The organism is Hymenobacter rubripertinctus, from assembly GCF_003583925.1.
Classification (GTDB): Bacteria; Bacteroidota; Bacteroidia; order Cytophagales; family Hymenobacteraceae; genus Hymenobacter; species Hymenobacter rubripertinctus.
On the sequence record NZ_QYCN01000016.1, the window covers coordinates 54,143 to 79,773 of the forward strand.

A 25,631-nucleotide genomic window follows, 5' to 3' on the forward strand; every position below is an offset into this window, starting at 1 on the left:
ACCACACTATGGCCCTCTATGTTCTTTCCGGTAGCCCCGGAGCCGGCAAGACTACTCTGCTAACTGCATTACATCAGGCCGGTTTTGCCGTGGCCGAGGAGGTGTCGCGCCGGCTGATTCAGGAGCAGGTAGCTTTGGGCGGCCACCAGGTGCCGTGGCGGGATTTGGCCGGCTTTGCGGAGCTGGCCCTGGCGCGCATGGTGGCCCAGCACCAGCAGGCTACCCACCGTGGCGGCACCACCTTCTTCGACCGGGGCCTGCCCGATTTGCTGGCCTACCTGGAAGTAGCCGGCCACCCGGCCCCGCCCGCCTGCCAGGCAGCGGTGGCGGCCCATCCGTATCAGCCCCAGGTATTCATGGCCCCGCCGTGGCCGGAAATTTACGTGAACGATGCCGAGCGCTGGCAAACCTTCGACGAAGCCGTGGCTATTTACCAGGCCCTGCGGCGGGTGTATGGGCGGGCGGGGTACACAGTGCTGGAGCTGCCCCAAACCACCGTGGCGGCGCGGGTGACCTTCGTGCGGGCGGCCACCGGACTCTAGCAAAAAGCCTCCCCGGCCCGTCGCGCAGGAATTTTTCCTACCTTCGCCGCAGTAATTGGTAGTCGTTTCCGCGGTGCGGGACGGCTTTAAAAGGGAATCCGGTGCGAATCCGGGACAGTCTCCGCTGCTGTAACCTCTATCTAAAACTCGGCCGATACGTGGCGCCACTGTTCCAGCAGGAATGGGAAGGCCATCGGTCCGGGGAGGGAGTCAGAAGACCTGCCGTTTGCTTTATACAGTCACAGCTTTCGGCAGAAAGGCTCGTCGTACCATGCCCAGACCCCCGCTTCCCCCCGGCCGTGCCGGAGGCATATTCACGCATCTAGCCGCTAGCCGCGGCCTCGTGCTAGTCAGCTTGTTGTGGCTGACTACCCTGCCCGGCTTCGGCCAGCAAATCCGCCCCCCGCAGGCCCGCCCAACCCCGGCGGCGGCTCCCACCAAAGGCCGCACGAGCGTCATCTACGCCAAGGGCTTCTCAATTGCCTACGTCGGCCGGTGCAAGCTCGTCACCATTCGGAGTCCGTTTGAGCGCACTACCACGGTTACGCGCTATTTGCTGGTGCCCCGCGGCATGGCCCGTCCCGCCGGCTACCCCGATGCCCACGTTATTGCCACCCCCATCCGCAGCCTGGTGGGCCTCTCGTCCATGCACGTGGCGCTGGCCGGTTTCCTGGGGGCCGAGGATGTCGTGGTGGGCCTGGGTAGCTTCCAATACGCGTCGGCCCCGAAGGTGCGCCAGCGTATTGCCGAGGGCAAGGTGTACGCCGTGGGCCAGGGCAAGGAACTCAACAACGAGCAGTTGGTGGTCCGGCATCCCGACCTGGTGATGGCCACCGGCTGGCCCGGCGAAAACCTGAGCCGCTTCCAAACGCTGGCCGCCGCCGGAATTCCGGTCATGATTAACTCAGAGTGGGTGGAAAACACGCCACTGGCCCGCGCCGAGTGGGTGAAAGTGCTGGCCGTACTGCTCAATAAGGAAGACCTGGTAAACCAGAAATTCGGACAGGTGGCCCGTGAGTACCAGCGCCTGGCCGCCCTGGGCCGCCGGGCCACCCCCCGGCCCCAGGTGGTGGTGGGGATGCCCTTCAAGGACGTGTGGTACGTGCCCGATGCCGACAGCTACATGGCGCAGTTTCTGCGCGACGCGGGCGCGACCTACGCCTGGGACCAGACCAAAGCGCCCCAGGGTAGCCTCGCGCTGTCGTTTGAAACCGTGGCCCCGGTAGCCCTCACGGCCGACTACTGGCTGCACACGGGCTCGGCGGTTTCCAAGGCCGATATGCTGGCCCAGGATTCCCGCTACGCGGTTTTCGCTCCCTTCGCCAAGGGGCGGGTGTTCAACAACAACCACCGCACCAACGCCGAGGGCTCCAACGACTATTGGGAATCGGGGGCGGTGCGGCCCGATTTGGTGCTGGCCGACTTGCTCCGCGTACTGCACCCCGGCCTGCTGCCCGCCGGCTCGCTCTACTACTACCAGCAACTCAAGTGAGGACTACCACGATGCGGGTGGCCCCGGCCGCCCCGCCGGTACCTGCTCCATCCCTCGGTCCGCCACCGGCGGCGGGCATGGGGCGGTCTGCGGCCTGGCTATTGGTTTTGCTGCTGCTGGTTGGGCTGGGCTTCGTACTTGATATTGCCCTGGGCTCGGTGGCGGTGCCGCTGCCGGCGGTGGTGCGCATCCTGCTCGGGCAACCGGGCGAGGCAGATACGGCGGCCTGGGAGTTCATCGTGCGGGAAATCCGGCTGCCCAAGGCCCTGACGGCCCTGGCCGTGGGCAGCGGCCTGGCGGTGAGCGGCCTTCAGATGCAGACGCTGTTCCGCAATCCGCTGGCGGGACCCTCCGTGCTGGGCCTCACGGCCGGGGCCGGGCTGGGCGTGGCGGCCGTGATGCTGGCCAGTGGCAGCGTGGCGGGCAGCCTCGCCATCCGGACCCTGGGCGTGGGTGGTAGCTGGGGGTTGGTGCTGGCCGCCACGGCCGGGGCGGCCCTGGTGATGGGCCTGGTGCTGGCGCTGGCCGGCCGCGTGCGCGACAACGTAGTGCTGCTCATCGTGGGCATGATGCTAGCCAGCGTGACGGGGGCGCTGGTGAGTTTGTGGCAGTATTTCAGCGCCCCCGAGCAGATTCAGGAATACCTGCTCTGGACCTTCGGCTCGCTGGGCGGCGTAACGGGCAGCCACCTGGCCGTGCTCGCCAGCGTGGTAGCAGTTGGGCTGGGGCTGGCATTTAGCTCGGCGAAATCGTTAAATGCCCTGCTGCTGGGCGAGAACTACGCGCGGAGTATGGGCCTGGTGGTGGGCCGCTCCCGCCTGCTCGTTATTTTGAGTACCAGCCTGCTGGCGGGGTCCATCACGGCGTTTTGCGGCCCTATTGGCTTCGTGGGCATCGCCGTGCCCCACCTCACCCGGGCCCTGCTGCGCACCGCCGACCACCGGGCGCTGCTGCCCGCCAGCTGCCTGGCCGGGGCGGCCCTCACCCTGGCTTGCGACTGTATCGCGCAGCTGCCCGGCAGCCAAACCACCCTGCCCCTGAGCGTGGTGACTTCGCTGCTGGGAGCCCCGGTGGTGCTGTGGGTGGTGCTGCGCCGCCAAAATATCCGTTCCTCGTTTTCCTGAGTTTCATGCGCCCTGCTACTCCACTGCTGACCGCCGAGGATCTGACGGTGGGCTATTTCGGCCGCAAAAAGATGCCCCGCCCCGTGGCCGGCTCCCTGCGCCTGGCGCTGTGGCCCGGCGAGCTGGTGTGCTTGCTGGGGCCGAACGGGGCCGGCAAATCGACGCTGCTGCGCACGCTGGCCGGCTTGCAGCCCCCCCTCGGCGGCCAGCTCCGGCTAGGCGACCAGGAGCTGGCGACCCTGAATGCGCCGGCCCGGGCGCGGCAGCTCAGCGTGGTGCTCACCGACCGGGTAGACGGCGGCAACCTCACCGGGCACGAGCTGGTGCGGCTGGGGCGGCACCCCCACACGGGCTGGCTCGGCAGCCTCTCGGCCCACGACGAAGCGCAGGTGCAGGCTGCCCTGGCCGCTACCGGCACTGCGGGCCTGGCCCACCGCCCGGTGGGGGAGCTGAGCGACGGGGAGCGGCAGAAAATCCTGCTGGCCCGCGCCCTGGCCCAGGATACGCCCCTGATTCTGCTCGACGAGCCCACCGCCCACCTCGACCTGCCCAACCGCGTGGCCCTCATGCGGCTGCTCCACCGCCTGGCCCGCCAAACCGGCAAGGCCATCCTGCTTTCGACCCACGAGCTGGATTTGGCTTTGCAGGCCGCCGACCGCGTGTGGCTGCTGTCGGCCGAGGACGCTTTGCGCACGGGCACTCCCGAAGATTTGGTGCTGAGCGGAGCCTTCGCGGCGGCTTTCGCCCGCGAGGGGCTGGCCTTCAATCCGGCCACCGGCACCTTCGAGCTGCACGCCCCCACGGGCCCGCCAGTGCAGCTGGTCGGCGACGGGGCTGCGGCCTTCTGGACGCGCCGGGCGCTGGAGCGCGAGGGGTTCGTGCCCACGGCCGCCCCCGCCGCCTGGCGCGTCACGGCCACCCTCGACCCCGCCCGCTGGACCAGCCGGCTAGCCGGCGGCCCCGAGTACTCGCACAATACGATGAGCGCCTTACTCCGCGCTTTGAAGCCGACTTCTACCCCGTAGTTCCGGGAGTTACCCGCATCTTTTTCCTGCTTTTGATTACGCACCTTATGCAACCCAAAAACTCTCGCAGCGGTAACGCGACGCCCCGCTTCGGCGCGGCACTGGCGCTGAGCACGGCCCTCGTGGCCGGTCCGTTCCGGCCCGCTCAGGCGCAGGCGCAGGCCGATACACTCCGCCGCCAAAGCCTGAGCGAGGTGGTGGTAACGGCTACCCGTGCAGCCACGGAGCGCAGCAAAATCCCGCAGCAGCTCCAGATTATCAGCCGCCAAGACATTGCACAGACGCCCGCCCAGGACTTTACCGACGCGCTGAAAAAAAATGCCTCGGTCGATGTAATCCAGTATCCCGGCCTGCTGGCCGGGGTGGGCATCCGCGGGTTTCGGCCCCAAACGGGAGGGCTGAACCAGCGGGCCCTGCTGCTGGTGGATGGTCGGCCGGCCGGCACCAGCAACCTGGCTACCCTCGATTTGAACAGCGTGGAGCAGGTGGAAGTGCTCAAAGGACCAGCCTCGGCCCTGTACGGCTCCCAGGCCATGGGCGGGGTCGTGAACGTCGTCACGCGCCAGTCGCGCGGGGCCGTCCGGTCGTCGTTGTTCACCGAATACGGCAGCTTTCAGACCTTTAAAGTAGGTGGGGCCACCGGGGGCAACATCACGCAAAAGCTGGATTTCGACCTCTCCTTCGGCCTGTTCGACCGCGCCAAGGACTACAAGCTGGGCGAGGACGGCGTGCTGCGGGGCTGGCTCAAGGGCGGCAGCGCCACCAAAACCTACGCCAACGACAGCAGCGCCCAAACCGACGACCGCCGCGCCGACGGCCAGCGCCGCCAGTTTACCAAGCTGGGCTACTACTCCGGGGCGTTGCGCCTGGGCTACCAGCTAAGCGAGCACTGGCGCGCCGATGTGCGTGGCGAACGGTTCGTGGCCCGCAACGTGGAGTCGCCGAACGATGTTTTTTACGGCAACCTGGGGCCTTCGAGCAAGGATATTGAGCGGCAGAACATCGACCTGAGCGCCACCGGCACCTACGCGCGGCACGAACTGTTCGTGCGCGGTTACGCCTCCCGGGAAACCAACGACAACAACACGCTGTCGGGGGCTAAAAACGTGCCCATTGCGCCCTATCGCTCGTTTCAGAGCCAGTACGCGTGGCGGGGCTTGCAGGTGAAGGACGTGCTGACGCTGGGCCGCCAGCGCCTGACGGTGGGCCTCGACCGCAACGAAGCCAGCAGCAACTCGCAGCGCTTTAGTGCCACCAGCGAGGCCATTGCGCCCTACAACCCCAATTACGAACTCAACACGACCGGCCTCTACGCCCAGGCCCAACTGAGCCTGCTGGCCGAAAAGCTGGTCCTGACGCCCGGGGTCCGCTACGACTTCATTACCTACAACGTGAAGCGGACCGACTTGCTCACCACCTTCACGCCCGGCAAAACCACCAATCCGTTTTTCAGCCCGAGCCTGGGGGCGCAGTACGAGGTGCTCAGGGGCCTGCGTGTGCACGGCACCATTGGGCGGGCCTACGTGACGCCCGACGCCTACAACGTGGCCGGCTACTCCCAGACTGCCCCCAACGCGGCCCGGCAAGTGTCCATCACGACGGGCAATGCCGGATTGAAAAACGAAAGTAGCGTGACCTGGGACGCGGGTCTGCGCTTCGACCGACCTACCAGCGGTTTCTCGGCCAGCGCGGCCTACTTCGCCACGCAGGTGAAAAACCGCATCACCACCCGCACCGCCAACCCCGTGGGCGAAACCACCGCCGAGGGCTACGTGGTGCGGGCCCGCACTACCTACGTCAACGCCAACGACAGCCGTATCCGGGGCCTGGAGGCCGAAGCCGGCTACGACTTCGGAGTGGCCGCCGACAACCGCTACTCGCTGCGGGTATTTGCCGGGGGCACCCGCATTTTTAAGGCGGAAGACGTGACCAATGCCGCTGATGGCACCCAGACTACCCGCGCCATCTTCAACGTGGCCCGCCTGAGCGGCAACTACGGCGTGGCCTTCGACAACAACCGCGGCCTGCGCGCCCGCCTGGGCGGCCACTACGTGGGCCGCCGCCGCGACACCGATTTCACCGACGTCCGGTCGCCGCAGATTGAGTACCCGCGCTACATGACCCTGGACTTTTCGGCGGGCTACACCCTGGCCCGGAAGCACACGCTGGCGGTGCTGGTGAACAACCTGACCGACGAAAACTACTACGAGAAGCGCGGTTACAACCTGCCCGGCCGCACCGTCACGGGCCGCTACACGCTCACTTTCTAGCCCATGCTCACCTACATTTCGGGCGGGCAGCGCTCGGGTAAGAGCCGGTACGCCCAACAACTGGCCCTGCAACTCAGCCCCGCGCCCGTGTACCTGGCCACCTCGCGGGCCTGGGACGACGACCACCACCAGCGCATTGCCCGCCACGTAACCGACCGCGACGCCCGCTGGACCACCTGGGAGGAGGAAAAGTACCTGAGCCGCCGCGACCTGACGGGCCGTACCGTGGTGCTGGACTGCGTGACGCTCTGGCTGACCAATTTCTTCGCCGACGCCGCCTACGACGTGGATGCCACGCTCGGGCAGGCGCAGCAGGAATTCGACGAGCTAATGCGGCAGGACTGCACGCTGCTGGTTATTTCCAACGAAATCGGGATGGGCCTGCACGCACCCACCGAGGCGGGCCGCAAGTTTGCCGACTTGCAGGGCTGGCTCAACCAGCACATTGCCCAGCGGGCCGACCGCGCCATTTTCATGGTATCGGGGCTGCCGCTAGTGGTAAAATAAGTTCTTTTCAACTTGAATTTCTGACATGAAAATTTACACTAAAAAGGGTGATGCCGGCACTACCGGCCTGTTCGGCGGTTCGCGCGTGCCCAAAGACGACGTGCGCGTGGAGTGCATGGGCGACCTGGACGAAGCCAACTCTACGCTGGGCCTGCTGCGCGTGAAACTGGGCGCGGCCCACGCCTGGCAGCCGCAGTTGCACCGCATCCAGAAGGATTTGATGGACATGATGTCGCACCTGGCGCGGCCCTCGGACGCCAAAAAGGTGAACACCAATCCCATGCCCGCCGACGGGGCGCAGTTCTGCGAGGAGTGGATGGACGAGCTGGAGGGCCAGATGACGTCGCCTTCCGACTACTTCCTGCTGCCCGGCGGCAACGAAATATCGGCTCTGTGCCACGTGGTGCGCACCCAGATGCGCCGGGGCGAGCGGCGGCTGGTGAGCCTGATGGCCACCGACGAGGTGAACCCCATCATCCCGGCCTACATCAACCGCCTCTCGGATTTGTTCTTCACCCTGGCCCGGGCCGAGATGGACAAGGCCGGCGTGGCCGAAGAAAAGTGGCAGCTATTCCTCTACAAGCGCTTCAAGCGTCCGGAAGACGCTCCCAAACCCCAGGAGCCCACCGCATGAGCTGGCACATTCCCTCCCCCGACTCCAAGCTGAGCGCCGCCATTCAGCACAAAATCGACACCAAAACCAAGCCGGTGGGCGCGCTGGGTGAGCTGGAAGCCCTGGCCCGACAAGTGGCCCTGGTGCAGCAAACCCTCACGCCCCAGCTCCGCCAACCCCACCTGGTAGTATTCGCCGCCGACCACGGCATTGCCCAGGCCGGCGTGAGCCAGTACCCGCCCGAAGTAACGCACCAGATGGTGCGCAACTTCGCGGCGGGCGGCGCGGCCATCAACGTGTTCTGTCGCCAAAACGGCCTGGCCCTCACCATCGTGGACGCCGGGGTACGCGGCAGCTTCGCGGACCTGCCCGCCGTGCGCGACGAGAAAATAGCCGAGGGTACCCGCAACTTTCTGCAGGAGCCGGCCATGAGCACTGCCCAGTGCCAGGAGGCGTTGCAACGCGGGGCGCGCCTCGTGGATGAGCTGCACGCCGGTGGCTGCAACGTGCTGGGGCTGGGCGAAATGGGCATCGGCAACACCTCGTCGGCCGCCCTGCTGCTGCACCGGCTCACGGGCCGGCCGCTGGCCGAGTGCGTGGGCCGCGGCACCGGCCTCGATGCGGCGGGCCTGGCCCGTAAGCTTTCCACCCTCACGCGGGCCGTGGCCGCGCACCCGGCCGTGGGGCCGGAGCCGCTGGCGGTGCTGGCGACCTTCGGCGGCTTCGAAATCGCGCAGCTGTGCGGGGCCATGCTGCGGGCCGCCGAACACCGGATGCTGCTGCTCATCGACGGCTTTATTGCCTCGGCGGCGCTGCTGGTGGCGGCCCGGCTGGCCCCGGCAGTGCTGGCCTACTGCGTATTCTGCCACGAGTCGGACGAGCTGGGCCACCGCCTGCTGCTGGCCGAGCTGGGTGGCCGGCCCCTGCTACGGCTGGGCCTGCGGCTGGGCGAAGGCACCGGCTGCGCCCTGGCCTACCCGCTGGTGCAGGCCGCCGTAGGTTTCCTCAACCAAATGGCGTCCTTTGAAAGCGCTGGCGTGCAGGATGACTCCGGCGCGTAAGTATCTTGCCAGCCCATGACCTCCTTGCTCCGGCACCATCTGCGCCTGCTGCTGCTAGCCGTGCAGTTTTATACCCGCCTGCCGATACCCGCCTGGGTAGGCTACTCCGACGAGCTGCTCAATAAAGCCACCATCTACTTCCCGGTCATTGGCTGGCTGGTGGGGGGACTCACGGCGGCCGTATACGCGGGCGGGCGGCTGCTTTTTCACCAAGACGATGTGGCGCTGGTCTTGAGCCTGGGGGCCGGCATTCTACTCACCGGCGCCTTCCACGAGGATGGTTTTGCCGACACCTGCGACGGGTTCGGGGGCGGCTGGACCAAGCTGCGCATCCTGGAAATCATGAAGGACAGCCGCCTCGGGACCTACGGGGCGGTGGGTCTGCTGCTGCTACTGGCTCTCAAGCTCGCAGCGTTGCGCGGTTTGTCGCCCGCCGGGGTTAGCATCGCGCTGTTGGTGGCCCATCCGCTGAGCCGGGCCACGGCGCTTACCTGCATTTTCAGCCATCAGTACGCCCGCGAAAACGAGGACAGTAAGGCCAAGCCGGTGGCCAAAAAAATCAGTCGGGCGGAATTGGCCACGGGGCTGGTGCTAGGGGCGCTGCCGCTGCTGGTGTATGCGGGCTGGGCGCGTAGTCCCGCCGTTTTTTTAATGCTGCTGCCCGTATTCGCCGTAAAATTCTACCTGGCCCGCTACTTCCAACGCTGGATTGGCGGCTACACCGGCGACTGTCTGGGAGCCATTCAGCAAACGGCGGAAGTCACGGTGTACCTGTTTTTCCTTCTTCTGACGTCATGGAGCTCTCTTTAGTCCGCCACACTGCGGTGCAGGCACCCGGTATTTGCTACGGCCATTATGATGTGCCGCTAGCCGACACGTTTGCCGCCGAAGTAGCGACGTTGCGCACCCGCCTGCCCCCGGCCAGCGGCCAGCGGGTCTTCAGCAGCCCGGCCCTGCGCTGCCTGACGTTGGCGGCCGAGTTCACAACGGACATCACCCCCGATGAGCGCCTGCGCGAAATGCACTTCGGCACCTGGGAAAACCGCGCCTGGAACGAGCTGCCCCCGGCGGAAACCGCGTCCTGGATGGCCGACTACGTCACCCTGGCCCCGCCCGGCGGCGAAACGTTTGGCGCGGTGCAGCAGCGTACCGCGGCGTTTCTGGCGGAGCTGACGGCAGGGCAAGACCAGACGCCTGCCCTGCTATTCACGCACGGCGGCACCATCCGGGCGATACTGTGCCACTGTTTGGAAATACCCCTGCGCAACGCATTTCAGTTGCGGATTGACTTTGCATCCATCACCCGGCTGCACTACCAGCATGAGCGCTGGAACCTGTCGGCCTTCAATAGCTGACCCAAAACCTGCGCGCAACCCAGGGAAGCTGGGCCGGCTCCCGGCGCAGATCGTCGTTGAGCAGGAGCTGCCCTTGCGGGAATTGATGCCCCCTTGCCACCGCCCCTGGTAAGCGCTGCGCCTGCCTTTGGTGCGGGCACGCAGGGCCAGCCAGCCAGCGGATATATTTCGCGGTGAAAAGGTGCAATCAACCAGTGCGCGGAGGCATTGCAACTGGGCAGCATTGCATCCGCTGCGCACCTCAGGTAGTTGGCCCGGCTGGCCCGGCGTGCAGGGCCTGGGTTCCCAGTAAAAAAGCTCTCCTGAAACACTGGCCTGGCCTGTCGTGGCTGGTGAGGCAGGAGGCCGACCAGCTTTATCGAGTGGCAGAAAGCAGGTAGCGTGCACTGTCCGCTGCTCATTGGCTGGAAAGGATGTTTTCTGACGCAGCCAAAGCGGCTTTTTGAAGCCCGCGCGCCACCAGCACACAAAAGCAGTAAAAAAGTTTTACAGAATTGATATTGTTTCTATAATTAGTTGAAACTTTACCGCCGTTGCACTGCGGCCCTGCTCCAAGGATCTGAAACTTATGCTGGACTAACTTCTCCAGCCCTATTTGACCAAGCTTGTGCTGCGTCATCTTATTTACCCGCAACTCCTTCTCTTTATTGCTGTGGTTTCAGGGCTTGTCAGCCCGACGGCTTGAGGTTCGCTATACCCGTGCCCTACTTATCCGCGCTTCCTGCATCCCGCCTTTGCCTGAACTGCTCATTGCTCCGCTCCCTTCCCTTTCCCTTATCCTAGCGCTGTGTCTGCCAAACTTCCTTTACCCGCACCGGTCGTGCACCCTCGTAGTTCCTGTTCAGTATCGTTGTGTGAGCTAACTGCAAAACTTTTCTTCTCCTGCCCCGATACCGAAGCTGCTTTTTTCTCCTGCGAGTCGGTGAAAAACTTCAAGCAGCAGCTGGTTACGCAGCAGCTTCCCAAAGGAGCTATTATAGTGCTCGACGCCGAGGTGAGCAAGAAGCTGTTTTTTTTGCGGTCTGGAATAGCCCGGGTATTCTATTACAATGCCGAAGGCAAGGACGTGACGTCGTGGTTTATCAGCGAAAACGAGTTTTTTCTGCCTGCCGTCAAGGAGGCCCGCGCTGCGGATTCGCTGGAGTACATGGAAATGCTGGAGAAAGCCGAGGTCGTGGCCCTGTGTGTTCACCAGTTAGAAGCTCTGTACCAGGAGCACACCGAGCTTAACCTGTTCGGGCGCTTACTCAAGGAGAAGATGCTGGCGCGTTGTGAGGAGCGCATCCGGTTCTTACAGATCCCTAAAGCGCAGGACCGGTTCCGCGATTTTGAGCGGCGGCACACGGCCCTTTCTTCCCGGGTACCATTGAAATACATTGCTTCCTTTCTCAGTCTGACGCCGTCGACGCTAAGTAGGCTGCGCGCTTCTCCTTCGTTATAAAATTGATTATCAGGTAATTACTCGTTTTTATTGACTGCAATCCAGTAATAAATTGCTTTTCGACAACTGGCTTTTTGTTTTCCGGTAAGCACTGCCCCTGCGAATGCTGGTAAGTTTGGAACATCAATCTGAACAGTGTTTAGCAGTTGAAAAACGAGGTCCATTCTGTGCAAGCTGGCTCCCCCGCAGACCCGGTAACCGTTTACTGCATCCCCTTTGCCGGGGGCAGTGCCAACTCGTTCAGCACCTATAAAGCCCAGGATTTTCCGGGTCTGCAATTCCAGGCCCTGGAGCTTCCGGGGCGCGGCTTACGCGGCGAAGCACCGTTGCTCACCTGTCTGGAAGCCATTCTGGACGACTACTGGCAGCAACTGGTGCCTTTGGTAACGGCTGCGCAGAAGCCCTACGTGCTATGGGGTCACAGTATGGGGGCCGCCATCACCGGCTGGCTTACGGCCCGGCTCCTGCGCGAACAAGTACGCTCACCCCTGTTTTTGCTGCACACCAGCAAAGTGGCCACCCGCCAACCCACTGATCTGGTGCTGCATCGGCTCCCGGAACAGCAGTTTATTGCCGAGTTGCGGCAGCTGGGCGGACTTCCCGCCTTTCTCTCCGACGGCTCGGACCTGTTACGCCAGTTCCTCCCCATTATCCGGGCCGATATCCGGGCCCTCGAATCATATACCCAACCCCCGCCTACCGGATTGCCCGTGCCCATTCGCGTGCTGGTGAGTCGGCAGGAGCGCCCTACCCCAACCGAGTGGGGGCGCTGGCAGCAGGAAAGCAGCGCCAGCGTCGCCTATCAGGAGGTGGCGGGTGACCACTTTTTCATCTATCGGAACCGGCCGGCAGTGGGGGAGCAGCTGCGGCTGGGGGTAGCGGCCGGGCGGCCCGCACCTGGCCCGGCGCGGGCTCCGGACCGGTTCACTATCTCTCCCTAGCACCCCTGTTCCGGTGCTCAGCGGCCCCCGGCGCTCTGGCCCCCGGTGCCCTTCTTCGCCGCCGTTTCCTATCAGGCCTTCTGCTTCCTTCTTTTTGAAGGAGTGGCCGCGCCTTGCCTTCTGTCCGGCTACCACACGGGCCGCCGTTGCTGCTGCTCGTTGGGCTGGCGAATCCGGCCTGCCCCTATCCAATTTCCCTAAACGCATAGCCATGGACCACTGCAATCTGGCGGAAGTGCTGCTCTACCAACCGGCGCTGGAGAACTCGCGTCTGGCCATCGTCTGGCAGGGGCAGCACCTGAGCCGCCAGTGGCTGCAACAGCGGGTATTGAACGTAGCCAGCAATCTGGCCTCGCTGAAGGTAACGCCCGATGACCGGGTGTTGCTGCTGATGCACGATTCGCCCTACCTGATCGTCAGCTTTTTGGCTATGCTGGCTATCGGGGCCATTCCGGTGCTGCTAAACCCGAAAATCAGTCCGGAAAACCTGCGCCACCTGCTCCTCGACAGCCGGGCCAGGGTCGTGATTGTCGATGATCAGGAGGCCGACCGCCTAACGGACGTTATCGAACGCTCCAGCTACGTGAACCTGCACATTACGCATGGCGCGGCCGACCATTGGCAGGTGTACAACTACAAGCTGCGGCGGTTTCCGCTGGAGTGGTTTCTGCAGGATGACGCACTGGCGTACGGCTTTGAATTCTATCCCAAGAAGCCGACCAGCATTGCCTTCTGGCAATACACCTCGGGCACCACGGGGCCACCCAAGGCAGTGCAGCACTCCCAGGAGGTGATGCTGAGCTCCATCAGGCACTTCGCGCAGGGCGTATTGCAGCTCGGTCCGGATGACCGGATATACTCCGTTGCCAAGATGTTTTTTGGCTATGGCCTGGGCAACAGCTTGTTTTTTCCTTTGGCTACCGGCGCGGTTGTGTGGCTGGACGCCGGCTGGCCCACCGTGCAGCGCATAGACGCCGACATCCAGGAATTTCGGCCTACCGTGCTGTTTGGCGTTCCCAAGGTGTACTCCCTGCTCAGCCAGTACCCCGAAATGCTGGCCCTGCCGGCGTGGCAACAGGTGCGCGTTTTTTTCTCGGCCGGCTCTTACCTCACGGCCGAGCTGAACCAGAAGTGGTATGCGCTAACGGGCAAGTACATTACGGATGGCATCGGGACCACGGAAATGGGCCACGTCTACCTCAGCAACAGGCCCGATGCGGTTACTCCCGGCCAAACCGGGTTGCCCGTGCCGGGCTACGAAGTGAAGCTGGTACCCGCCGGGCCGGTACCGCTAGCGGCCGACGTGTGCCGGGGCGAGCTGTGGGTAAAGCCCAGCTTTACGCCCGGCACTTACTGGGAAAACGAGCCAACCAACCAGTGCAAGTTTCAGGAAGGCTGGTACAAAACCGGCGACGTATTCAGCCGGGCCGAGGATGGCTCTTACCGCTACCTGGGCCGCAACGACGACCTGTTCAAAATTAACGGCCGCTGGGTGATGCCGGGCGAAGTGGAGGACCTGGTTATCCATCACTTTGAAGTGGAGGAGTGCGCCCTGGTAGGTATTTCCGGGGCCGATGGCAACACGGAAGCCGCGCTCTTCTATTCCTCCAAGGAAACCATCATTGGTCTGGAGCACCTCATGCAGCATTTGCGCCCCCAACTGGAGGGCTACAAAATGCCCAAGCACAGTTTCCGCCTGCAAGAATTTCCCCGCAACGATAATGGCAAGCTGCTCCGCGCCGAGCTCGTCAAGCTGGCCGAGCACTACATCTGATTTTATGCACATTGCCGGAGCTTCCGTTTACCTTCCATCGGCCCCCGAGCGCGTTGCCTGCGGCCGGCCCTACGCGTATTGCCGCCCCCAGGCGGCCGATGAGGAACTGCTGGTGGGCATGGCCCTGCCCGTGTGCTGGCGCATTCTCAAAGCCCGGGGCCTCGATCCGCTGGACCTGGACCTGCTCATCAGCGTGTCGGTTTCGCCCGACCACCTGGTGGGTAGCAAGGAGGTGGCGGCCCCGCGCCTCTGCCACCCGCTGCAACGCGACCTGGGCGCGCGCAATGCCTTTGTATTCGACTTGATTGATGCGGACTGGACGACGGCGCTGGATGTGGCCGAGGGCTTCATGCGCAGCCAGGACTACCGCTGGGCGCTGCTCATCCGGGCCGAGCATACCTCCGTCTCCATGCTCCCCGATGCCCACTCTGGCTTCGGCCTGGCCGATGGGGTAGGAGCCCTGCTGGTGACGCTGCCCGCCGACGGAAGCCTGAGCGCCACGCCCGTGCGCTACGAGCAGGACACCGAAGGCTGGGAAGGCCTCCGGATTGACCTGCTGCCCCCCGAAACGCTGGGTAGTGGCAGTGGGCGCTGCCAGCTCACCTTCGCCTACGAGGCCGGGAAGGCCGAAATGCTCACGGAACGGGCCTCCGACATGGCCCGGCAAATTGGCATCAACCCAACAGACGTTGTGCTGACGGAAGCCTGGCTGCCGGGCCAGCCCGCCGTGCTGCAAGACCCCGGAAAGCTGAAGCCGCATGCCTGCTACGACTACCTGGGGCCGTTCGGACTGCCTTACTACGCCGAGCAGCTGCTCCAGGACCGGCCCTCGGCCGCGCCCATCCAGCTGGTCAGCGTCACACTCAATCCTTTCCTGATGCGCTACGCTGGTCGGCGCCTGACTCTGTAACGCTATGCTACCCAACGCCGCCATCCGCAGCCTCGCCATTCAGATGCCCTCCCGGCACGTGCGCAACGACGAGGAGCCCTACGCCAGCATTCCGGACATTCCGCACAACTGGTGGCGCTTCTGGGGCATCAAGGCCCGCTACCTCATTGATCGGGAGCAGGGCGAAACGGCCGAAACCCTGGCGGTGCAGGCCGCCGAAAAAGCCCTGGCTCAGGCCCGCCTCCGCCCCCAGGACATCGACCTGATCCTGTGCAACAGCACCTGCTTTGCCGGCTGGTCGACGGAGCGTTCCAAGGCCCTGCCCCGCTTTGCCCAGCAGCTGAAAATCCGGCTGGGCTGCGTCGGTGCCCTGGCCATCGACGTGGAGCAGGAGTGCATCACGTTCCTGATTTCGCTTCAGATGGCCACCCACTACATTGCCTCCGGCCAGGCCCGCCACGTGCTGGTGTGCGCCTCCGAGTACATCTCGGGCGTGCTGGATTTCAGCGACCTGTCCAGCACTACGTTCGGCGATGGGGCGGCCGTTGCGGTTGTCTCAGCCGATTCGGCGTCGGCCGGTAAGCTGCTGGCTTCGTCCTATGCCAGCAACGCCGACTTCTACGATCTGGCGACCGTGAAATGGCGCTACCCCGTGAACGGCCCCCCCCAACCCGAGCAGTTCTGGTCCTACTTCACGCTGGACCGCAACGCGCCCGCCGAGATGCAGAAGTTCGTGCCCGAGGGCGTGCCCGCCGTGGTGCGCAAAGCCCTGGCCAAGGCGGAGCTGACCCCGGACGACATTGATTTCTACGTGTTCCACCAACCGTCCAAAATCCTGGTGTCGCTGTGGGCCAACAACCTGGGCGTAGACGAGGACCGCTTCCTGCTCACGCTGGGCGAGTACGGCTGCATGGTGTCCGTTTCGATGCCCGTAACGCTGTACGAAGCCCTGCGCCAGGGTCTCATCAAGCCGGGCAACCGCGTGGTTATTGCCGGCGCGGCAACGGGCTGGGGCTTCGGGGCCCAGGTCTGGGAAGTAGGCCCTATTCAGTGGAATTAACCCGGTTTTTTTACTTCATTCTTCACTTTTTTTCCTTTATCCCCATGAGCAACGCTGACGCTGTTTACCAAGAGATTGTCGCCATTCTGGCCGATGTAGCCGAGTGCGAGGTCGAAGACATCAAGCCCGATACCAACCTGCCCGAGGAGCTGGGACTGAACTCGCTGATGGGCCTGGAAGTGCTGGTGTCGCTGGAGCGCAAGTTCAAAATCAAAATCTCGGAAAGCGAGCTGGCCCGCATGACAACGGCCCAGGACATTTACGCGACCGTGCAGAAAGTGCTGGCTACCGAGGTAGCCGCCTAAATACCCGCCGCCGCTCCCCACGCCGCCCCTCACTGGTATGCAAACCCTGGAAGTAGACGAACTCATTATTGGTGCCGGCCTCACGGGCCTGATGTACGGCAACGTGGCCGTGGCCCCCGACTACCGGGTGGCCCTGGCCGAGAGCCACTTCAAGCCCGGCGGGTACGCCACCAATTTCAGGCGCCTGAAAAACCGGGTAGCGTTTGATTGCAGCCAGCACAAGATTACCGGCGTTGGCCCCAACGGCAACCTGCGCAATGCCCTGGTGCGGGCCGGCCTCTGGGACAAGCTCCGGTTTGAGTACTTCAACGAGCTGGCGACGGTGCTGCACCGGGGCAAAGCCTACCACTTTCCGGCCACCGGCCCCGAGATTGAGGCGTTCCTGCTCCGGGAGTTTCCGCACGAGGCGGCCGGAATCCGGCATTTTCACCTCGACATCAACACCCACGGTCGTCAGAACTACATGTTTGCCCGCATGATGCTCGGCGAATACGCCCTGGACAAGGAGTTGCTGCCCGAAAGCCGGGCTTTGTCGAAGCTGACCACCAAGGAGTATTTCCGCCAGCGCTTCCGCGACGACGCGCTGATAGAAATTCTGAGCTCCCTGGCCATTTACCTGGGAGCCATTGCCCACGAAGCCAACGCCTTCTACTTCCTGCACTACCTCTACGCGGCCTTCGAAACCCGGCCCGCCTACGTGCGCGGTACGTCCCAGTCGTTGTCGGATACGCTGGCCCGGGAGTTTGCCCGCCGGGGCGGGCAGCTTACGGTGCGCAACCCGGTGCTGGGCATCGAAACCCACGAGGGCCGCATTGTGGCCGTGACCACCCAGAAGTGCCGGTTTCTGACGACCAAAGTAACGGCTACCTGCGCTCCGGCGGTGGTGATGAGCCTGTTGCCCGCCCCGCAGGCTGCCGAGTACGCAAGCTTCCAGCACAAGCTGAGCCAGCTGGAAGAAGGCTGGGGCCACATCAGCCTGTACCTGGTAACGGACCGCCCCCCGGCGGAACTGGGCCTCACGGAAGCGGAATACCTGCTGGTGCACGATGCCGGTGACGACCTGCCGGCCAGCGAGTGGCACACGGATGCCCGCTACGAAAAGCTGACGCTCAGTGCCACCAACTACCATCAGCTCGATCCGCAGAGTGGTATGGTGGTGCAGCTAACTATCCTCGACCACGATGGCCGCTGGTTTTGCCTGACCAAAGCCGAGTACAAGGCCGAGAAGGAGCGGGTGCAAAACTTGCTGCTGGAGCGTGCCTACCGGTATTTTCCGGCGCTGCGCGGGCACATCACCTACGTCGAGGCCTCCACGCCCCGCACCAATTTCCGCTACACCAACTCGCCCAAAGGCTCTGCTTTTGGCTACAAAGTGCTGCCGCGCGACAACATGCGCTTTCTGAGTCGCCCGCCCGTGGACGGCCTGCGCTTCGTGGGCGGCTGGGGCACGGGGCCGGGCTACGAAACGGGCCTTTGCCTGGGCTTCACCCACGCCTTTCTGGAGCGCCAGCGGCGCACCGCGCCCGTGCCAGTGTAAGGGCGGCGGCCCCGTTCTAATCTGTCAGTTTTTCCCTTTTCTTCCCTCAAGCTACTACGTTGGAAACTACCCTCGAACCTACGCTCAGTCCGCAGTTCAGCAAGCTCATCAACCGGCTCAACGAAGTATCCGACCGCAAGCAAATGTCGGTGCTGCACGACCACCCCTGGGACCTTTCGCCGGAGGGCGCGTGGTTGAAAAAGCGCGAAAACCTCTCCATCTACGGCACCGAATTTTACGACCTCGCCACGGAGGAGGAGCGGCGCTTGCTGTCGGTGTACGAAACGGGCTGCTGGTGGCACACCTTCGTCATTTTCGAGAACCTGGTGACGGAGTACTACATGAAGATCATCAATCACGAAAGCCTGGCCCCGTTTCCGGCCGTGATTAAGTACATGCATCACTTCTGCCGCGAGGAAATTACCCACGCCCTCGTGTTCCGCAAGGCCATGAAGCACTTCAGCATCGCGCCCTTCCCCGTGCCCGATAACCTGAAGGATTTCTACAAGGACAACGCGGCCCTGGCGGATTTTCCGCTCAAGGCCGTGTTCCTGACCATCATCATCGAGTGGTTCGCGGAAAACAACGCCATGCTCGACTGCAACAACGACTTCGTTTCGCCGCTGGCGCGGGCCGTGGCCGTGGAGCACCACAAGGAGGAAGCCCGCCACATTGAGTGGGGCAAATCCATGATTCGGGAGTTTGCGGAGCGCGTTCCCGGCTTCCTGGAGGAAGCCCAGGAGTACACCGCCCCCTTCATGCGCAACCTGCTCGATATGTCGACGGTGAACCCCGAAACGTATGCGCGGGTCGGGTTTAGCCACCCTGCCTTCCAGGATCAGGAGCGCCTGTTTGAGGCCGCGCTGTTCTGCGAAAACCGCGACCAGATCAACCGCCGGATCATGGAGCCGCTGCTGCGCTTCTTCGTCGAGACGACCATTTACACGCCTGCCCTCCACGAACTATGGGAGGCGGCCCGCTTTGGCCCCGCCCTCGAGCAGGTACTGGCCCGGCACAACGGCCGGCCAGACGCGAACGACAACCTGCTCGATACGCCCGTTTAGGCTTTTCTTCCATCTTTTACATCCTTACGCCTGTGGCAACGGACATCAGCAAACCCGATACCCTTCTTCACTCCGTGGACGACGTCATTGCGTCGATGCCGGCCCGGTTTCATCCCGAAAACTGCCGGGACCTGGTGGCTACCTACCAGTGGAAGCTCAGCCAGCCGGACCGCACCTTTCACATCAGCATCGACAAGGGCACGTTCCGCATCCACGACGGGGCTCACCCCGACCCGAGCGTGAGCATCGAGTCGTCGGAGGAGGTGTACCTCAAGCTGGTGAACGGGCAGATGAAGGACGTGATGGCCGTGGTAACCGGCAAGCTGCGGGTGCGGGGCAGCATCAGCCTGGCCCAGAAACTCAACCGCATATTCATTTAGGTGATGCGCAGCTGGCGGGAAACTCTTATTGCCGGAACGGGCCACTGTTTGCCGGAGCGGGCCGTTTCCAACGAAGAAACGGTGACGCGCATGAACACCACGGTCCGCTTCATTGAGGAGCGGACGGGGGTGCTCAACCGCTACCACGTGGAGCCCAGTATGGGCTTGCAGGATCTGCTTGTGCCGGCCGCGCACATGGCCCTGGAGCAGGCCGGCCTCACCCCGGCCGACGTGGACCTGCTCATCGTCAACACGCTCAGCCCCGACTTCCACGACCCGTCCGAGGCCTGTCTGATTCAGGCGCGCCTGGGGCTCGGCGCGGTACCCGCCTTCGACATCCGGGCTCAGTGCACGGGCCTGATCTACGGGATGCACCTGGGCCGTAACCTGATTGCCACGGGCGCCCACCGCTGCGTGCTGCTGCTGTGCGGGGAGGTGCTGTCCAAGCGGATGGACACGTCGGACAGCGGCCGCAACCTGTCCATTCTGCTGGGCGACGGAGCCGGGGCCGTGGTGCTCACGGCCGCTCCCGAGGGCAGTGCAGAGGGCTTCCGCGACGTTATCGTGAAAGCCGACGGCCGCTTTTACGAGCTGCTCTGGACCCAGGGTCCCGGCACGGCGGCGCCTCACTTCAACGACCCCGCCGCCTGCCCCTACTTCCGCATGAACGGCAAGCCCATGTTTGCGCACGCCGTGGAAAACTTCACGGCGGTGTGCCACGAGATTCTGCTGCGCAATGGCCTGCGCCTGGCTGACATTGACGTGGTTATTCCCCACCAACCCAATCTGCGCATCCTGGAAGAGGTAATTGCCCGCCTCGAACTGGACCCCGGCAAGGTAGAAACCAACGTGGCGGAGCTGGGCAACATGGCCTCCGCCTCCCTGCCCGTTACGCTGAGCCGCTACCGGCACAGTGCCCGCTACCAGCCCGGGCAGCTGGTGCTGCTGGTGGGCTACGGCTCGGGCGCTACCTGGGGGGCGGCCCTCTACCAATTCTAACGCTACATCCCGTCTGATGCTCCCTCCCATTGCTCCCCGCTGCCTGGCCCCGGACTTCTACGTGCTGGGCACCCCGCAAGTCCCGGTGTACCTGGTGGGGCAGGGGCTGAGCTGGACGCTGATTGAGGGGGGGCTGGCGTGGATGGCCGACCTGGTGCGCTGGCAGCTGCTCCAGGTGGTGCCGGAGCTGGCGTGTGTGCGCCATTGGTTTATCACCCACTCTCACTACGATCATTGCGGCCTGCTCACCACCCTGTATGCTCAGTTGCCCCGGGTGCAGGTGTATGCTTCCGCCGCCACGGCCCGGGTGTTTCAGCAGGAGAAGAGCCGGCGGGTGATAGAGCGCCTCAACCAGGCAGTAACCCAGTGCCCGGGCCTGGCCCCGGCAGCAGCGGCCCTGTGCCTGAGCCGGGTTCCCATCACTCCCCTGCACGAGGGCGCGGGCGTGGCGCTGGGAGGCCACCAGCACTTGCAGGTACTGGCTACGCCGGGCCATAGCGCCTGCCACATAAGCCTGTGGGACGTAGCGCACCACCGCCTGTTCGCGTCGGACGCGCTGGGCGAGTTCCAGGAGTCGGGGGAGTGGTGCCCGCTGGTGTTCGACGACGCGCCGGCTTACGTGGCCTCTATCCGGCGCATCGAAACGCTGGGGGCAACTACGCTGGCGCTGGCCCATCATCAGGTGTTGCAGGGCCGGGCGGCAGTGCAGGCCCCGCGCCGCAGCCTGCGCAGCCTGTACTGCCTCTGCCGCTGGCTTGCCCGGCGCCGCGCCCAGGGAGCTGGTGCGCCGGAACTGGCGGCGGCCCTAACCGCGCAGTTTGGGGGCCTTAGCGCCGGTTTTTTGCCCGCCGGCCTCCACCATAGTAGTATGCTCCGCTTGCTTCAGGTACTGGAGCAGGGGGCTTTTCTTTCCGAACCCCAAACGGTATAGCGTATGAATTCCCTGTCAGACTCCGTGGATGTGTGCATTAGTGGCGGCGGTATTGCGGGCCTGGTGCTGGCCCTGGGCCTGGCCCCCACCGGGTGCCGCGTGCTGGTGGCCGAGCGCAACGCGACCATCAACCTGAACGGGGCCGACGTGCTCAAACCGGCCGGTATAGCCGTGCTGGAGCAGCTGGGGCTGCTGCCCGCCCTGCTCGCGGCCGAGGCCCAGCGCCGGGAGCAGGTAGAAATTTACCACAACGGCACGCTGCTGGAGGTGATGGACTACCGGCGCGACAACAATGCCCGCCCGTACTTCTACCTGGTGCCCTACCAGGTGGTGGTGCGCACGGTGCTGGAAGCACTCCGGGCCTTTTCCAATGTCGAAATCCGCTTCAATACGGCCCTGACCGGCCTGCGCTACTCCGCCAGCGCGCCGGCCACACTGGAGGCCGTGGTGCTGAATGAGCAGCACGTGGTGCCTGTTGCCGTAGTGGTAGGGGCCGATGGCGTTAACTCCACGCTGCGCAATCTGCTGGGCGTGACGGCCAGGCCCCACTTCTACGAGCAGATGATGTTTTACCAGCAGCGCCCGATGGTGGCGAGCGTGCGGGAAATCAACCGGCTGTACGTGGATGAGGACTTTGGGCTGGCCTACTTCTACCCCATCAACCGCACCCAGTTCCGGGCCGTGGTTGGCCTGCTCAGCAGCGAAGGCCAGGCCCTCTGCCAGGGCCAGGATGCCCAGGCCCTGGAGCAGCGCCTGCGCCGCTTCGTAAGCGCCAGCCCGGATGTGCTGCCGGCCCTGGGGCCTTTGCACGAGTTCAACACCTTCCCCCTGTGCCGCCTTCACCTGGAAGCCTACGTGCACGGCAATGCCGTGCTGCTCGGCAATGCGGCGCACGCCATTCATCCGATAGCGGGCCAGGGCATGAACCTGGCTATTGAAGACGCCGGGGAGCTGGCCCACCAGCTAACCTTGTTTTTTGCCGGTACTCAGAGCGTGGCCGCCGCCTTGCAGGCCTACCAGGAGCAGCGCCATTTCATCAACGACAAGATTGTGCGCTACGCCGATCAGCTGGCGACCAGCCTCGCGGATGTGGCCAAGTTTGCCGGCTGCCTCAACCTGACCATCCAAACCAGCGGCCGCCAGCCCCAGCACCTCGAAATGGTGTAGGCGCCGGCTCCGCCCGCCCATTTTTTTCAGTCGCTCCTTATTCCCCCTCCGCATGCAAGTTGATTTATCGGGCAAAGTATTTCTGGTGACCGGCGGCAGCCGCGGAATAGGCCGGGCCGTGGTGCGCAAGCTCGCCGCTTCGGGCGCTCAGGTGGCCTTCACCTACCAGCGGGGTCAGGCCGAATCGGAGGCCCTGGAACAGGAGGTGGCGGCGGCCGGTACTGGCCGCGCTGTGGCCTTCCACTACGATGTGTGCGCGCCGGCCACCGCCCCCGCCTTGCTCCAGGGCGTGGCCGACCAGCTCGGCCCGCTCGATGGACTGGTGAACAATGCCGGCATCACCGCCGACCAACCCTTTCACCAGATGGCCCCCGAATCCTGGCAGCAGGTGGTCGATACCAATCTGAATGGCGTGTTTCACTTAACTCAGCAGGCCATTGGCGGGCTGATCCGGCGGGACGCCAGCAAAATCGTGAACATGTCGTCGGTATCGGGCCTGCGCGGCAGCGCGGGGCAGGCCAACTACGCGGCCACCAAAGCGGCCCTGATTGCCTTCACCAAAACCCTGGCCGTGGAGTTTGCCCGCTTCAACCTGCAAGCCAACGCCGTGGCGCCGGGCTTTATTGCCACCGAAATGACGGCGCAGCTGGACGAGCGGGTGCAGAAGTCGATCCGGAGTATGGTGCCGCTGCGCCGCATGGGCCAGGCCGCCGAAGTGGCGGAGGTGGTTGCCTTCCTGCTCTCCTCGTCCAGCGACTACATCACCGGCCAAACTATTGTCATCGACGGCGGGCTCACCGCTTAACCTTCTGAATTGTATGAAACGAGTAGTTATCACCGGGTTGGGAGTCGTAAGTCCGCTGGGCTGCCAGCTGGAAGCATTCTGGGACCAGCTGACCAGCGGCACCACCAGCGTCCGGCCGCTCACGAAGCTGGACCGGGCGGAGTACCGGGGCAACCCGCTGGCGGCCGAAGTGCAGGGGCTGGAAGACGTGGACCTGGCCGACGGAGAGGATCTGGCCCCCTACGGCCAGGCGGTGCATTACGCCGTGGCCGCCGCCCGCCTGAGCCTGGAAGACGCCGGCCTGCCCACCTACCTGCCCTCGCCGAACAACCACGCCGTTATTATCGGTACCACCAGCGGCAACCAGGACATGGTGGAGCGCACCATCAACCACTTCGACCTGCAAACGACGGAGGACGAGCTCTCGGATGAGGCCGCGCAGATGCTGGCCCACTTCCGGCCCCTGGAACTGAGCGCCACGGTAGCCAGCTACTACAACCTGGGGGGAGCCAACCTGGTTATTCCAACGGCGTGCGCGGCCGGCAACTACGCCATCGGCACGGCCTACTCCCTGATTCAGCAGGGCCGCACCCAACTGGCCCTGGCGGGAGGAGCCGACCCGTTTACCCGCTCCTGCTACACCATTTTCTACCGCCTGGGGGCCATGACGCAGCAGGACATCCGGCCCTTCGATGAGAACCGCACCGGCATGGTAGTGGGGGAGGGGGCCGCCATGCTGGTGGTAGAAGAGCTGGAACACGCCCTGGCCCGGGGAGCCCGCATTTATGCCGAGGTAACCAGCTACGGCCTCTCCTGCGACGCCTACCATTCCACGGCCCCCGATCCGGAGGGCTCCGGGGCAATCCTGGCCATGGAAGCAGCCCTGCGGACCGGCCAGCTGACGGCCGACGACATCAGCTACATCAGCGCCCACGGCACCGGCACCAAGGCCAATGATGCCCACGAGGCCAAGGCCATGGCCAAGGTGTTTGGCGAGCGGCTCCAGGAAATTCCCGTGAGCGGCCTTAAATCTCTGCTCGGCCACTGCATGGGCGCGGCCAGCGCCTTCGAGGCCGTGGCGTCCGTGCTCTCCATCCGCGACCAGCGGGTGCCGGGCACCCGCAATACCGAGAAGCTCGACAGCTCCTTTGCCATTCCCTTCCCGCTGCGCGCGGCCAGCGAAACAACGCCCGTCCGCCACGTGCTCAGCAATGCTTTTGCCTTTGGCGGCAACATCTGCTCCGTGATTTTCAGCCAGTATATTCCCCGCTAACTCTTCTCCGATGGCTACCCCGCTCGACATTACCATCTCTTCCGTCGGCTACACTTCTGCCGCCGGAACCGGCCTGGAAGCTTTCTGGCAGCAAGTGCAAAGCAACGGCTTCACCACCAGCATCCGCCACTACGACCCCCAGGGCTACATGGGGGCCAAGGGTATCCGCTACCTCAACCGCGCCACGCTGCTCTACGGGAACGTGGCCTACCAGTGCATCGCCGACCACCCTACCCTGGGCGAGTTTATCCGGCAGCACCCCAGTCAGGTAGGGCTGTATGACGGGTCCGACCTCTCGAACATCGAGGACGGATTCGTTTTCGATCTGGTAGCAAAAGTGGAAGGCCCCGATAAGGCCAGCCCCATGAGCGCGCCCAATACCATCGACAATGCTTCGTCGAGCCAGATGGCCATCAAGGCGCAAATCAAAGGCCCCAACGTGACGGTGTGCGGCGGGGCCTGCGCGGGCTTGCAGGCCCTGGACGTGTCCTTGCTCCACCTCACCCAGGGCATGACGAGCTACGGCATCGTGGGCACCACCGAAGTGACCTCCCGCTACCATGAAGCGGTGCGCCGCGGGGAGCAGCGCAACACTACCCTGCCCGCCGCCCCCGAAATGGGCATTGCCGTAGGGGTAGAACGCTCCCAGAATGCAATGCCCGCGCCTTATGGCCGCATTCTGTCGGTGGCCTCGGGCCAGCGCCTGACCGGGGAAACCAACGAAACCTTGCTTGCCCGGCTGGTCGAAACATGCCAGGGGCCGGTGGCGGAGGTGGCGGCCGACTACTGCATCGTGGGGGGGGGCGGCCACAACCTGGACCCGCGCCAGCTTCGTGCCGCGCTGCAAGCGGCCGGAGTGCAGGCGCAGGTGCTGTTTCCCGAAACCGTGTACGGGGTAGGCGACAACGCGGGGGGCTTGGCCGGCCTGCTCTTTGGCCTGGGGTTGCAGCAGGGCCGGGGCTCCGGGTTGCCGGCGGCTTACCTCGACGGGGTGTATAATGATCAGCTTCCCGGCGCGCCACAATCCGGCTGCCACCTGCTGGCCACCATCGATACGCTGGGCTACGGCATCGTGCTCCTCTTCTCTAAAAACTAAG

General features: G+C 64.2%; 26 protein-coding genes and 1 riboswitch. Of the genes, 25 read left to right on the forward strand and 1 reads right to left on the reverse strand.

The features are described from left to right. Nucleotides 1–8: 8 nt before the first annotated feature. The 10 genes from D0T11_RS12095 to D0T11_RS12140 all read left to right on the forward strand — a co-directional run bounded on the left by D0T11_RS12095 (nucleotide 9) and on the right by D0T11_RS12140 (nucleotide 9,989). A complete protein-coding gene (locus tag D0T11_RS12095) occupies nucleotides 9–542 on the forward strand; it encodes an AAA family ATPase (RefSeq protein ID WP_119656055.1) in 534 nt (177 codons plus the stop codon). A gap of 39 nt (nucleotides 543–581) precedes the next feature. Beyond that, a riboswitch (cobalamin riboswitch) is annotated at nucleotides 582–783 on the forward strand. A 102-nt stretch (nucleotides 784–885) separates the two neighbouring features. Next, a complete protein-coding gene (locus D0T11_RS12100) occupies nucleotides 886–2,034 on the forward strand; it encodes an ABC transporter substrate-binding protein (protein ID WP_182888370.1) in 1,149 nt (382 codons plus the stop codon). Continuing rightward, entirely contained in the window at nucleotides 2,031–3,158 is a 1,128-nt protein-coding gene (locus tag D0T11_RS12105; protein WP_317127267.1) for a FecCD family ABC transporter permease, read from the forward strand. The genes D0T11_RS12100 and D0T11_RS12105 overlap by 4 nt, the downstream gene beginning before the upstream one ends. Before the next feature lie 5 nt (nucleotides 3,159–3,163). After that, a complete protein-coding gene (locus D0T11_RS12110) occupies nucleotides 3,164–4,183 on the forward strand; it encodes an ABC transporter ATP-binding protein (protein WP_245990812.1) in 1,020 nt (339 codons plus the stop codon). Between the two features lie 47 nt (nucleotides 4,184–4,230). Continuing rightward, complete coding sequence (locus tag D0T11_RS12115) at nucleotides 4,231–6,453, forward strand: TonB-dependent receptor (protein WP_119656058.1); 2,223 nt, start codon at nucleotides 4,231–4,233, stop codon at nucleotides 6,451–6,453. 3 nt (nucleotides 6,454–6,456) lie between these two features. Continuing rightward, entirely contained in the window at nucleotides 6,457–6,960 is a 504-nt protein-coding gene (locus D0T11_RS12120; protein WP_119656059.1) for a bifunctional adenosylcobinamide kinase/adenosylcobinamide-phosphate guanylyltransferase, read from the forward strand. 25 nt (nucleotides 6,961–6,985) lie between these two features. Further along, nucleotides 6,986–7,594 (forward strand): cob(I)yrinic acid a,c-diamide adenosyltransferase, encoded by a 609-nt coding sequence (locus D0T11_RS12125; protein WP_119656060.1) that lies wholly within the window; start codon nucleotides 6,986–6,988, stop codon nucleotides 7,592–7,594. Next, complete coding sequence (gene cobT, locus D0T11_RS12130) at nucleotides 7,591–8,634, forward strand: nicotinate-nucleotide--dimethylbenzimidazole phosphoribosyltransferase (RefSeq protein ID WP_119656061.1); 1,044 nt, start codon at nucleotides 7,591–7,593, stop codon at nucleotides 8,632–8,634. The genes D0T11_RS12125 and cobT overlap by 4 nt, the downstream gene beginning before the upstream one ends. Nucleotides 8,635–8,649: 15 nt before the next feature. Next, complete coding sequence (locus D0T11_RS12135; protein WP_119656062.1) at nucleotides 8,650–9,444, forward strand: adenosylcobinamide-GDP ribazoletransferase; 795 nt, start codon at nucleotides 8,650–8,652, stop codon at nucleotides 9,442–9,444. After that, nucleotides 9,429–9,989, forward strand: a complete 561-nt coding sequence (locus tag D0T11_RS12140) for a histidine phosphatase family protein (RefSeq protein ID WP_119656063.1) — start codon at nucleotides 9,429–9,431, stop codon at nucleotides 9,987–9,989. Before D0T11_RS12135 ends, D0T11_RS12140 begins: the two co-directional genes overlap by 16 nt. A 397-nt stretch (nucleotides 9,990–10,386) precedes the next feature. Here the strand turns inward: D0T11_RS12140 and D0T11_RS22120 are convergent, their stop codons facing one another. Then, on the reverse strand, nucleotides 10,387–10,608 hold the full coding sequence (locus D0T11_RS22120; protein WP_147374630.1) for a hypothetical protein: 222 nt from the start codon (nucleotides 10,606–10,608) through the stop codon (nucleotides 10,387–10,389). Nucleotides 10,609–10,776: 168 nt separating this feature from the next. On the opposite strand from D0T11_RS22120, the gene D0T11_RS12145 reads away from it, so the two are divergent. The 15 genes from D0T11_RS12145 (at nucleotide 10,777) to D0T11_RS12215 (ending at nucleotide 25,630) form a co-directional block, all read left to right on the forward strand. Then, entirely contained in the window at nucleotides 10,777–11,430 is a 654-nt protein-coding gene (locus D0T11_RS12145) for a Crp/Fnr family transcriptional regulator (RefSeq protein ID WP_147374631.1), read from the forward strand. 167 nt (nucleotides 11,431–11,597) lie between these two features. Beyond that, a complete protein-coding gene (locus D0T11_RS12150) occupies nucleotides 11,598–12,371 on the forward strand; it encodes a thioesterase II family protein (protein ID WP_182888371.1) in 774 nt (257 codons plus the stop codon). A 211-nt stretch (nucleotides 12,372–12,582) separates the two neighbouring features. Continuing rightward, nucleotides 12,583–14,145 carry an AMP-binding protein gene (locus tag D0T11_RS12155; protein ID WP_119656066.1) on the forward strand — a complete coding sequence of 521 codons (1,563 nt, stop codon included), beginning with the start codon at nucleotides 12,583–12,585 and terminating at the stop codon, nucleotides 14,143–14,145. A 4-nt stretch (nucleotides 14,146–14,149) separates the two neighbouring features. Then, nucleotides 14,150–15,055: a beta-ketoacyl-[acyl-carrier-protein] synthase family protein gene (locus D0T11_RS12160; protein ID WP_119656067.1), complete on the forward strand. Its 906-nt coding sequence runs from the start codon at nucleotides 14,150–14,152 to the stop codon at nucleotides 15,053–15,055. 4 nt (nucleotides 15,056–15,059) lie between these two features. Beyond that, nucleotides 15,060–16,094 (forward strand): 3-oxoacyl-ACP synthase III family protein, encoded by a 1,035-nt coding sequence (locus D0T11_RS12165; protein WP_119656068.1) that lies wholly within the window; start codon nucleotides 15,060–15,062, stop codon nucleotides 16,092–16,094. Nucleotides 16,095–16,138: 44 nt separating this feature from the next. Beyond that, the gene (locus tag D0T11_RS12170; RefSeq protein ID WP_147374632.1) at nucleotides 16,139–16,399 is read left to right on the forward strand and encodes an acyl carrier protein; all 261 of its coding nucleotides are present in this window, start codon (nucleotides 16,139–16,141) and stop codon (nucleotides 16,397–16,399) included. A gap of 37 nt (nucleotides 16,400–16,436) precedes the next feature. Then, a complete protein-coding gene (locus D0T11_RS12175; RefSeq protein ID WP_119656070.1) occupies nucleotides 16,437–17,936 on the forward strand; it encodes a phytoene desaturase family protein in 1,500 nt (499 codons plus the stop codon). Nucleotides 17,937–17,995: 59 nt separating this feature from the next. Then, nucleotides 17,996–19,000: a diiron oxygenase gene (locus D0T11_RS12180; RefSeq protein ID WP_119656071.1), complete on the forward strand. Its 1,005-nt coding sequence runs from the start codon at nucleotides 17,996–17,998 to the stop codon at nucleotides 18,998–19,000. Nucleotides 19,001–19,032: 32 nt separating this feature from the next. Further along, the gene (locus tag D0T11_RS12185; RefSeq protein WP_182888372.1) at nucleotides 19,033–19,380 is read left to right on the forward strand and encodes an SCP2 sterol-binding domain-containing protein; all 348 of its coding nucleotides are present in this window, start codon (nucleotides 19,033–19,035) and stop codon (nucleotides 19,378–19,380) included. A 3-nt stretch (nucleotides 19,381–19,383) separates the two neighbouring features. Further along, nucleotides 19,384–20,379: a 3-oxoacyl-ACP synthase III family protein gene (locus D0T11_RS12190; protein ID WP_119656073.1), complete on the forward strand. Its 996-nt coding sequence runs from the start codon at nucleotides 19,384–19,386 to the stop codon at nucleotides 20,377–20,379. Between the two features lie 16 nt (nucleotides 20,380–20,395). Beyond that, on the forward strand, nucleotides 20,396–21,310 hold the full coding sequence (locus tag D0T11_RS12195) for an MBL fold metallo-hydrolase (protein ID WP_119656074.1): 915 nt from the start codon (nucleotides 20,396–20,398) through the stop codon (nucleotides 21,308–21,310). Between the two features lie 3 nt (nucleotides 21,311–21,313). Next, nucleotides 21,314–22,477 (forward strand): FAD-dependent monooxygenase, encoded by a 1,164-nt coding sequence (locus D0T11_RS12200; RefSeq protein WP_119656075.1) that lies wholly within the window; start codon nucleotides 21,314–21,316, stop codon nucleotides 22,475–22,477. A 52-nt stretch (nucleotides 22,478–22,529) separates the two neighbouring features. Continuing rightward, nucleotides 22,530–23,282 carry a 3-oxoacyl-ACP reductase FabG gene (gene fabG / locus D0T11_RS12205; protein WP_119656076.1) on the forward strand — a complete coding sequence of 251 codons (753 nt, stop codon included), beginning with the start codon at nucleotides 22,530–22,532 and terminating at the stop codon, nucleotides 23,280–23,282. 13 nt (nucleotides 23,283–23,295) lie between these two features. Beyond that, nucleotides 23,296–24,534, forward strand: a complete 1,239-nt coding sequence (locus D0T11_RS12210; protein ID WP_119656077.1) for a beta-ketoacyl-[acyl-carrier-protein] synthase family protein — start codon at nucleotides 23,296–23,298, stop codon at nucleotides 24,532–24,534. A gap of 10 nt (nucleotides 24,535–24,544) precedes the next feature. Further along, nucleotides 24,545–25,630 (forward strand): beta-ketoacyl synthase N-terminal-like domain-containing protein, encoded by a 1,086-nt coding sequence (locus D0T11_RS12215; protein WP_119656078.1) that lies wholly within the window; start codon nucleotides 24,545–24,547, stop codon nucleotides 25,628–25,630. Nucleotide 25,631 lies beyond the last annotated feature (1 nt).

Excerpts from the sequence above, each read along its gene's own strand:
- D0T11_RS12095 (WP_119656055.1), top strand. The coding sequence starts at position 9 with ATGGCCCTCTATGTTCTTTCCGGTAGCCCCGGAGCCGGCAAGACTACT.
- D0T11_RS12110 (WP_245990812.1), top strand. The coding sequence starts at position 3,164 with ATGCGCCCTGCTACTCCACTGCTGACCGCCGAGGATCTGACGGTGGGC.
- D0T11_RS12115 (WP_119656058.1), top strand. The coding sequence starts at position 4,231 with ATGCAACCCAAAAACTCTCGCAGCGGTAACGCGACGCCCCGCTTCGGC.
- D0T11_RS12120 (WP_119656059.1), top strand. The coding sequence starts at position 6,457 with ATGCTCACCTACATTTCGGGCGGGCAGCGCTCGGGTAAGAGCCGGTAC.
- D0T11_RS12125 (WP_119656060.1), top strand. The coding sequence starts at position 6,986 with ATGAAAATTTACACTAAAAAGGGTGATGCCGGCACTACCGGCCTGTTC.
- cobT (WP_119656061.1), top strand. The coding sequence starts at position 7,591 with ATGAGCTGGCACATTCCCTCCCCCGACTCCAAGCTGAGCGCCGCCATT.
- D0T11_RS12135 (WP_119656062.1), top strand. The coding sequence starts at position 8,650 with ATGACCTCCTTGCTCCGGCACCATCTGCGCCTGCTGCTGCTAGCCGTG.
- D0T11_RS12140 (WP_119656063.1), top strand. The coding sequence starts at position 9,429 with ATGGAGCTCTCTTTAGTCCGCCACACTGCGGTGCAGGCACCCGGTATT.
- D0T11_RS22120 (WP_147374630.1), bottom strand. The coding sequence starts at position 10,608 with ATGACGCAGCACAAGCTTGGTCAAATAGGGCTGGAGAAGTTAGTCCAG.
- D0T11_RS12155 (WP_119656066.1), top strand. The coding sequence starts at position 12,583 with ATGGACCACTGCAATCTGGCGGAAGTGCTGCTCTACCAACCGGCGCTG.
- D0T11_RS12160 (WP_119656067.1), top strand. The coding sequence starts at position 14,150 with ATGCACATTGCCGGAGCTTCCGTTTACCTTCCATCGGCCCCCGAGCGC.
- D0T11_RS12165 (WP_119656068.1), top strand. The coding sequence starts at position 15,060 with ATGCTACCCAACGCCGCCATCCGCAGCCTCGCCATTCAGATGCCCTCC.
- D0T11_RS12170 (WP_147374632.1), top strand. The coding sequence starts at position 16,139 with ATGAGCAACGCTGACGCTGTTTACCAAGAGATTGTCGCCATTCTGGCC.
- D0T11_RS12175 (WP_119656070.1), top strand. The coding sequence starts at position 16,437 with ATGCAAACCCTGGAAGTAGACGAACTCATTATTGGTGCCGGCCTCACG.
- D0T11_RS12190 (WP_119656073.1), top strand. The coding sequence starts at position 19,384 with ATGCGCAGCTGGCGGGAAACTCTTATTGCCGGAACGGGCCACTGTTTG.
- D0T11_RS12195 (WP_119656074.1), top strand. The coding sequence starts at position 20,396 with ATGCTCCCTCCCATTGCTCCCCGCTGCCTGGCCCCGGACTTCTACGTG.
- D0T11_RS12200 (WP_119656075.1), top strand. The coding sequence starts at position 21,314 with ATGAATTCCCTGTCAGACTCCGTGGATGTGTGCATTAGTGGCGGCGGT.
- fabG (WP_119656076.1), top strand. The coding sequence starts at position 22,530 with ATGCAAGTTGATTTATCGGGCAAAGTATTTCTGGTGACCGGCGGCAGC.
- D0T11_RS12210 (WP_119656077.1), top strand. The coding sequence starts at position 23,296 with ATGAAACGAGTAGTTATCACCGGGTTGGGAGTCGTAAGTCCGCTGGGC.
- D0T11_RS12215 (WP_119656078.1), top strand. The coding sequence starts at position 24,545 with ATGGCTACCCCGCTCGACATTACCATCTCTTCCGTCGGCTACACTTCT.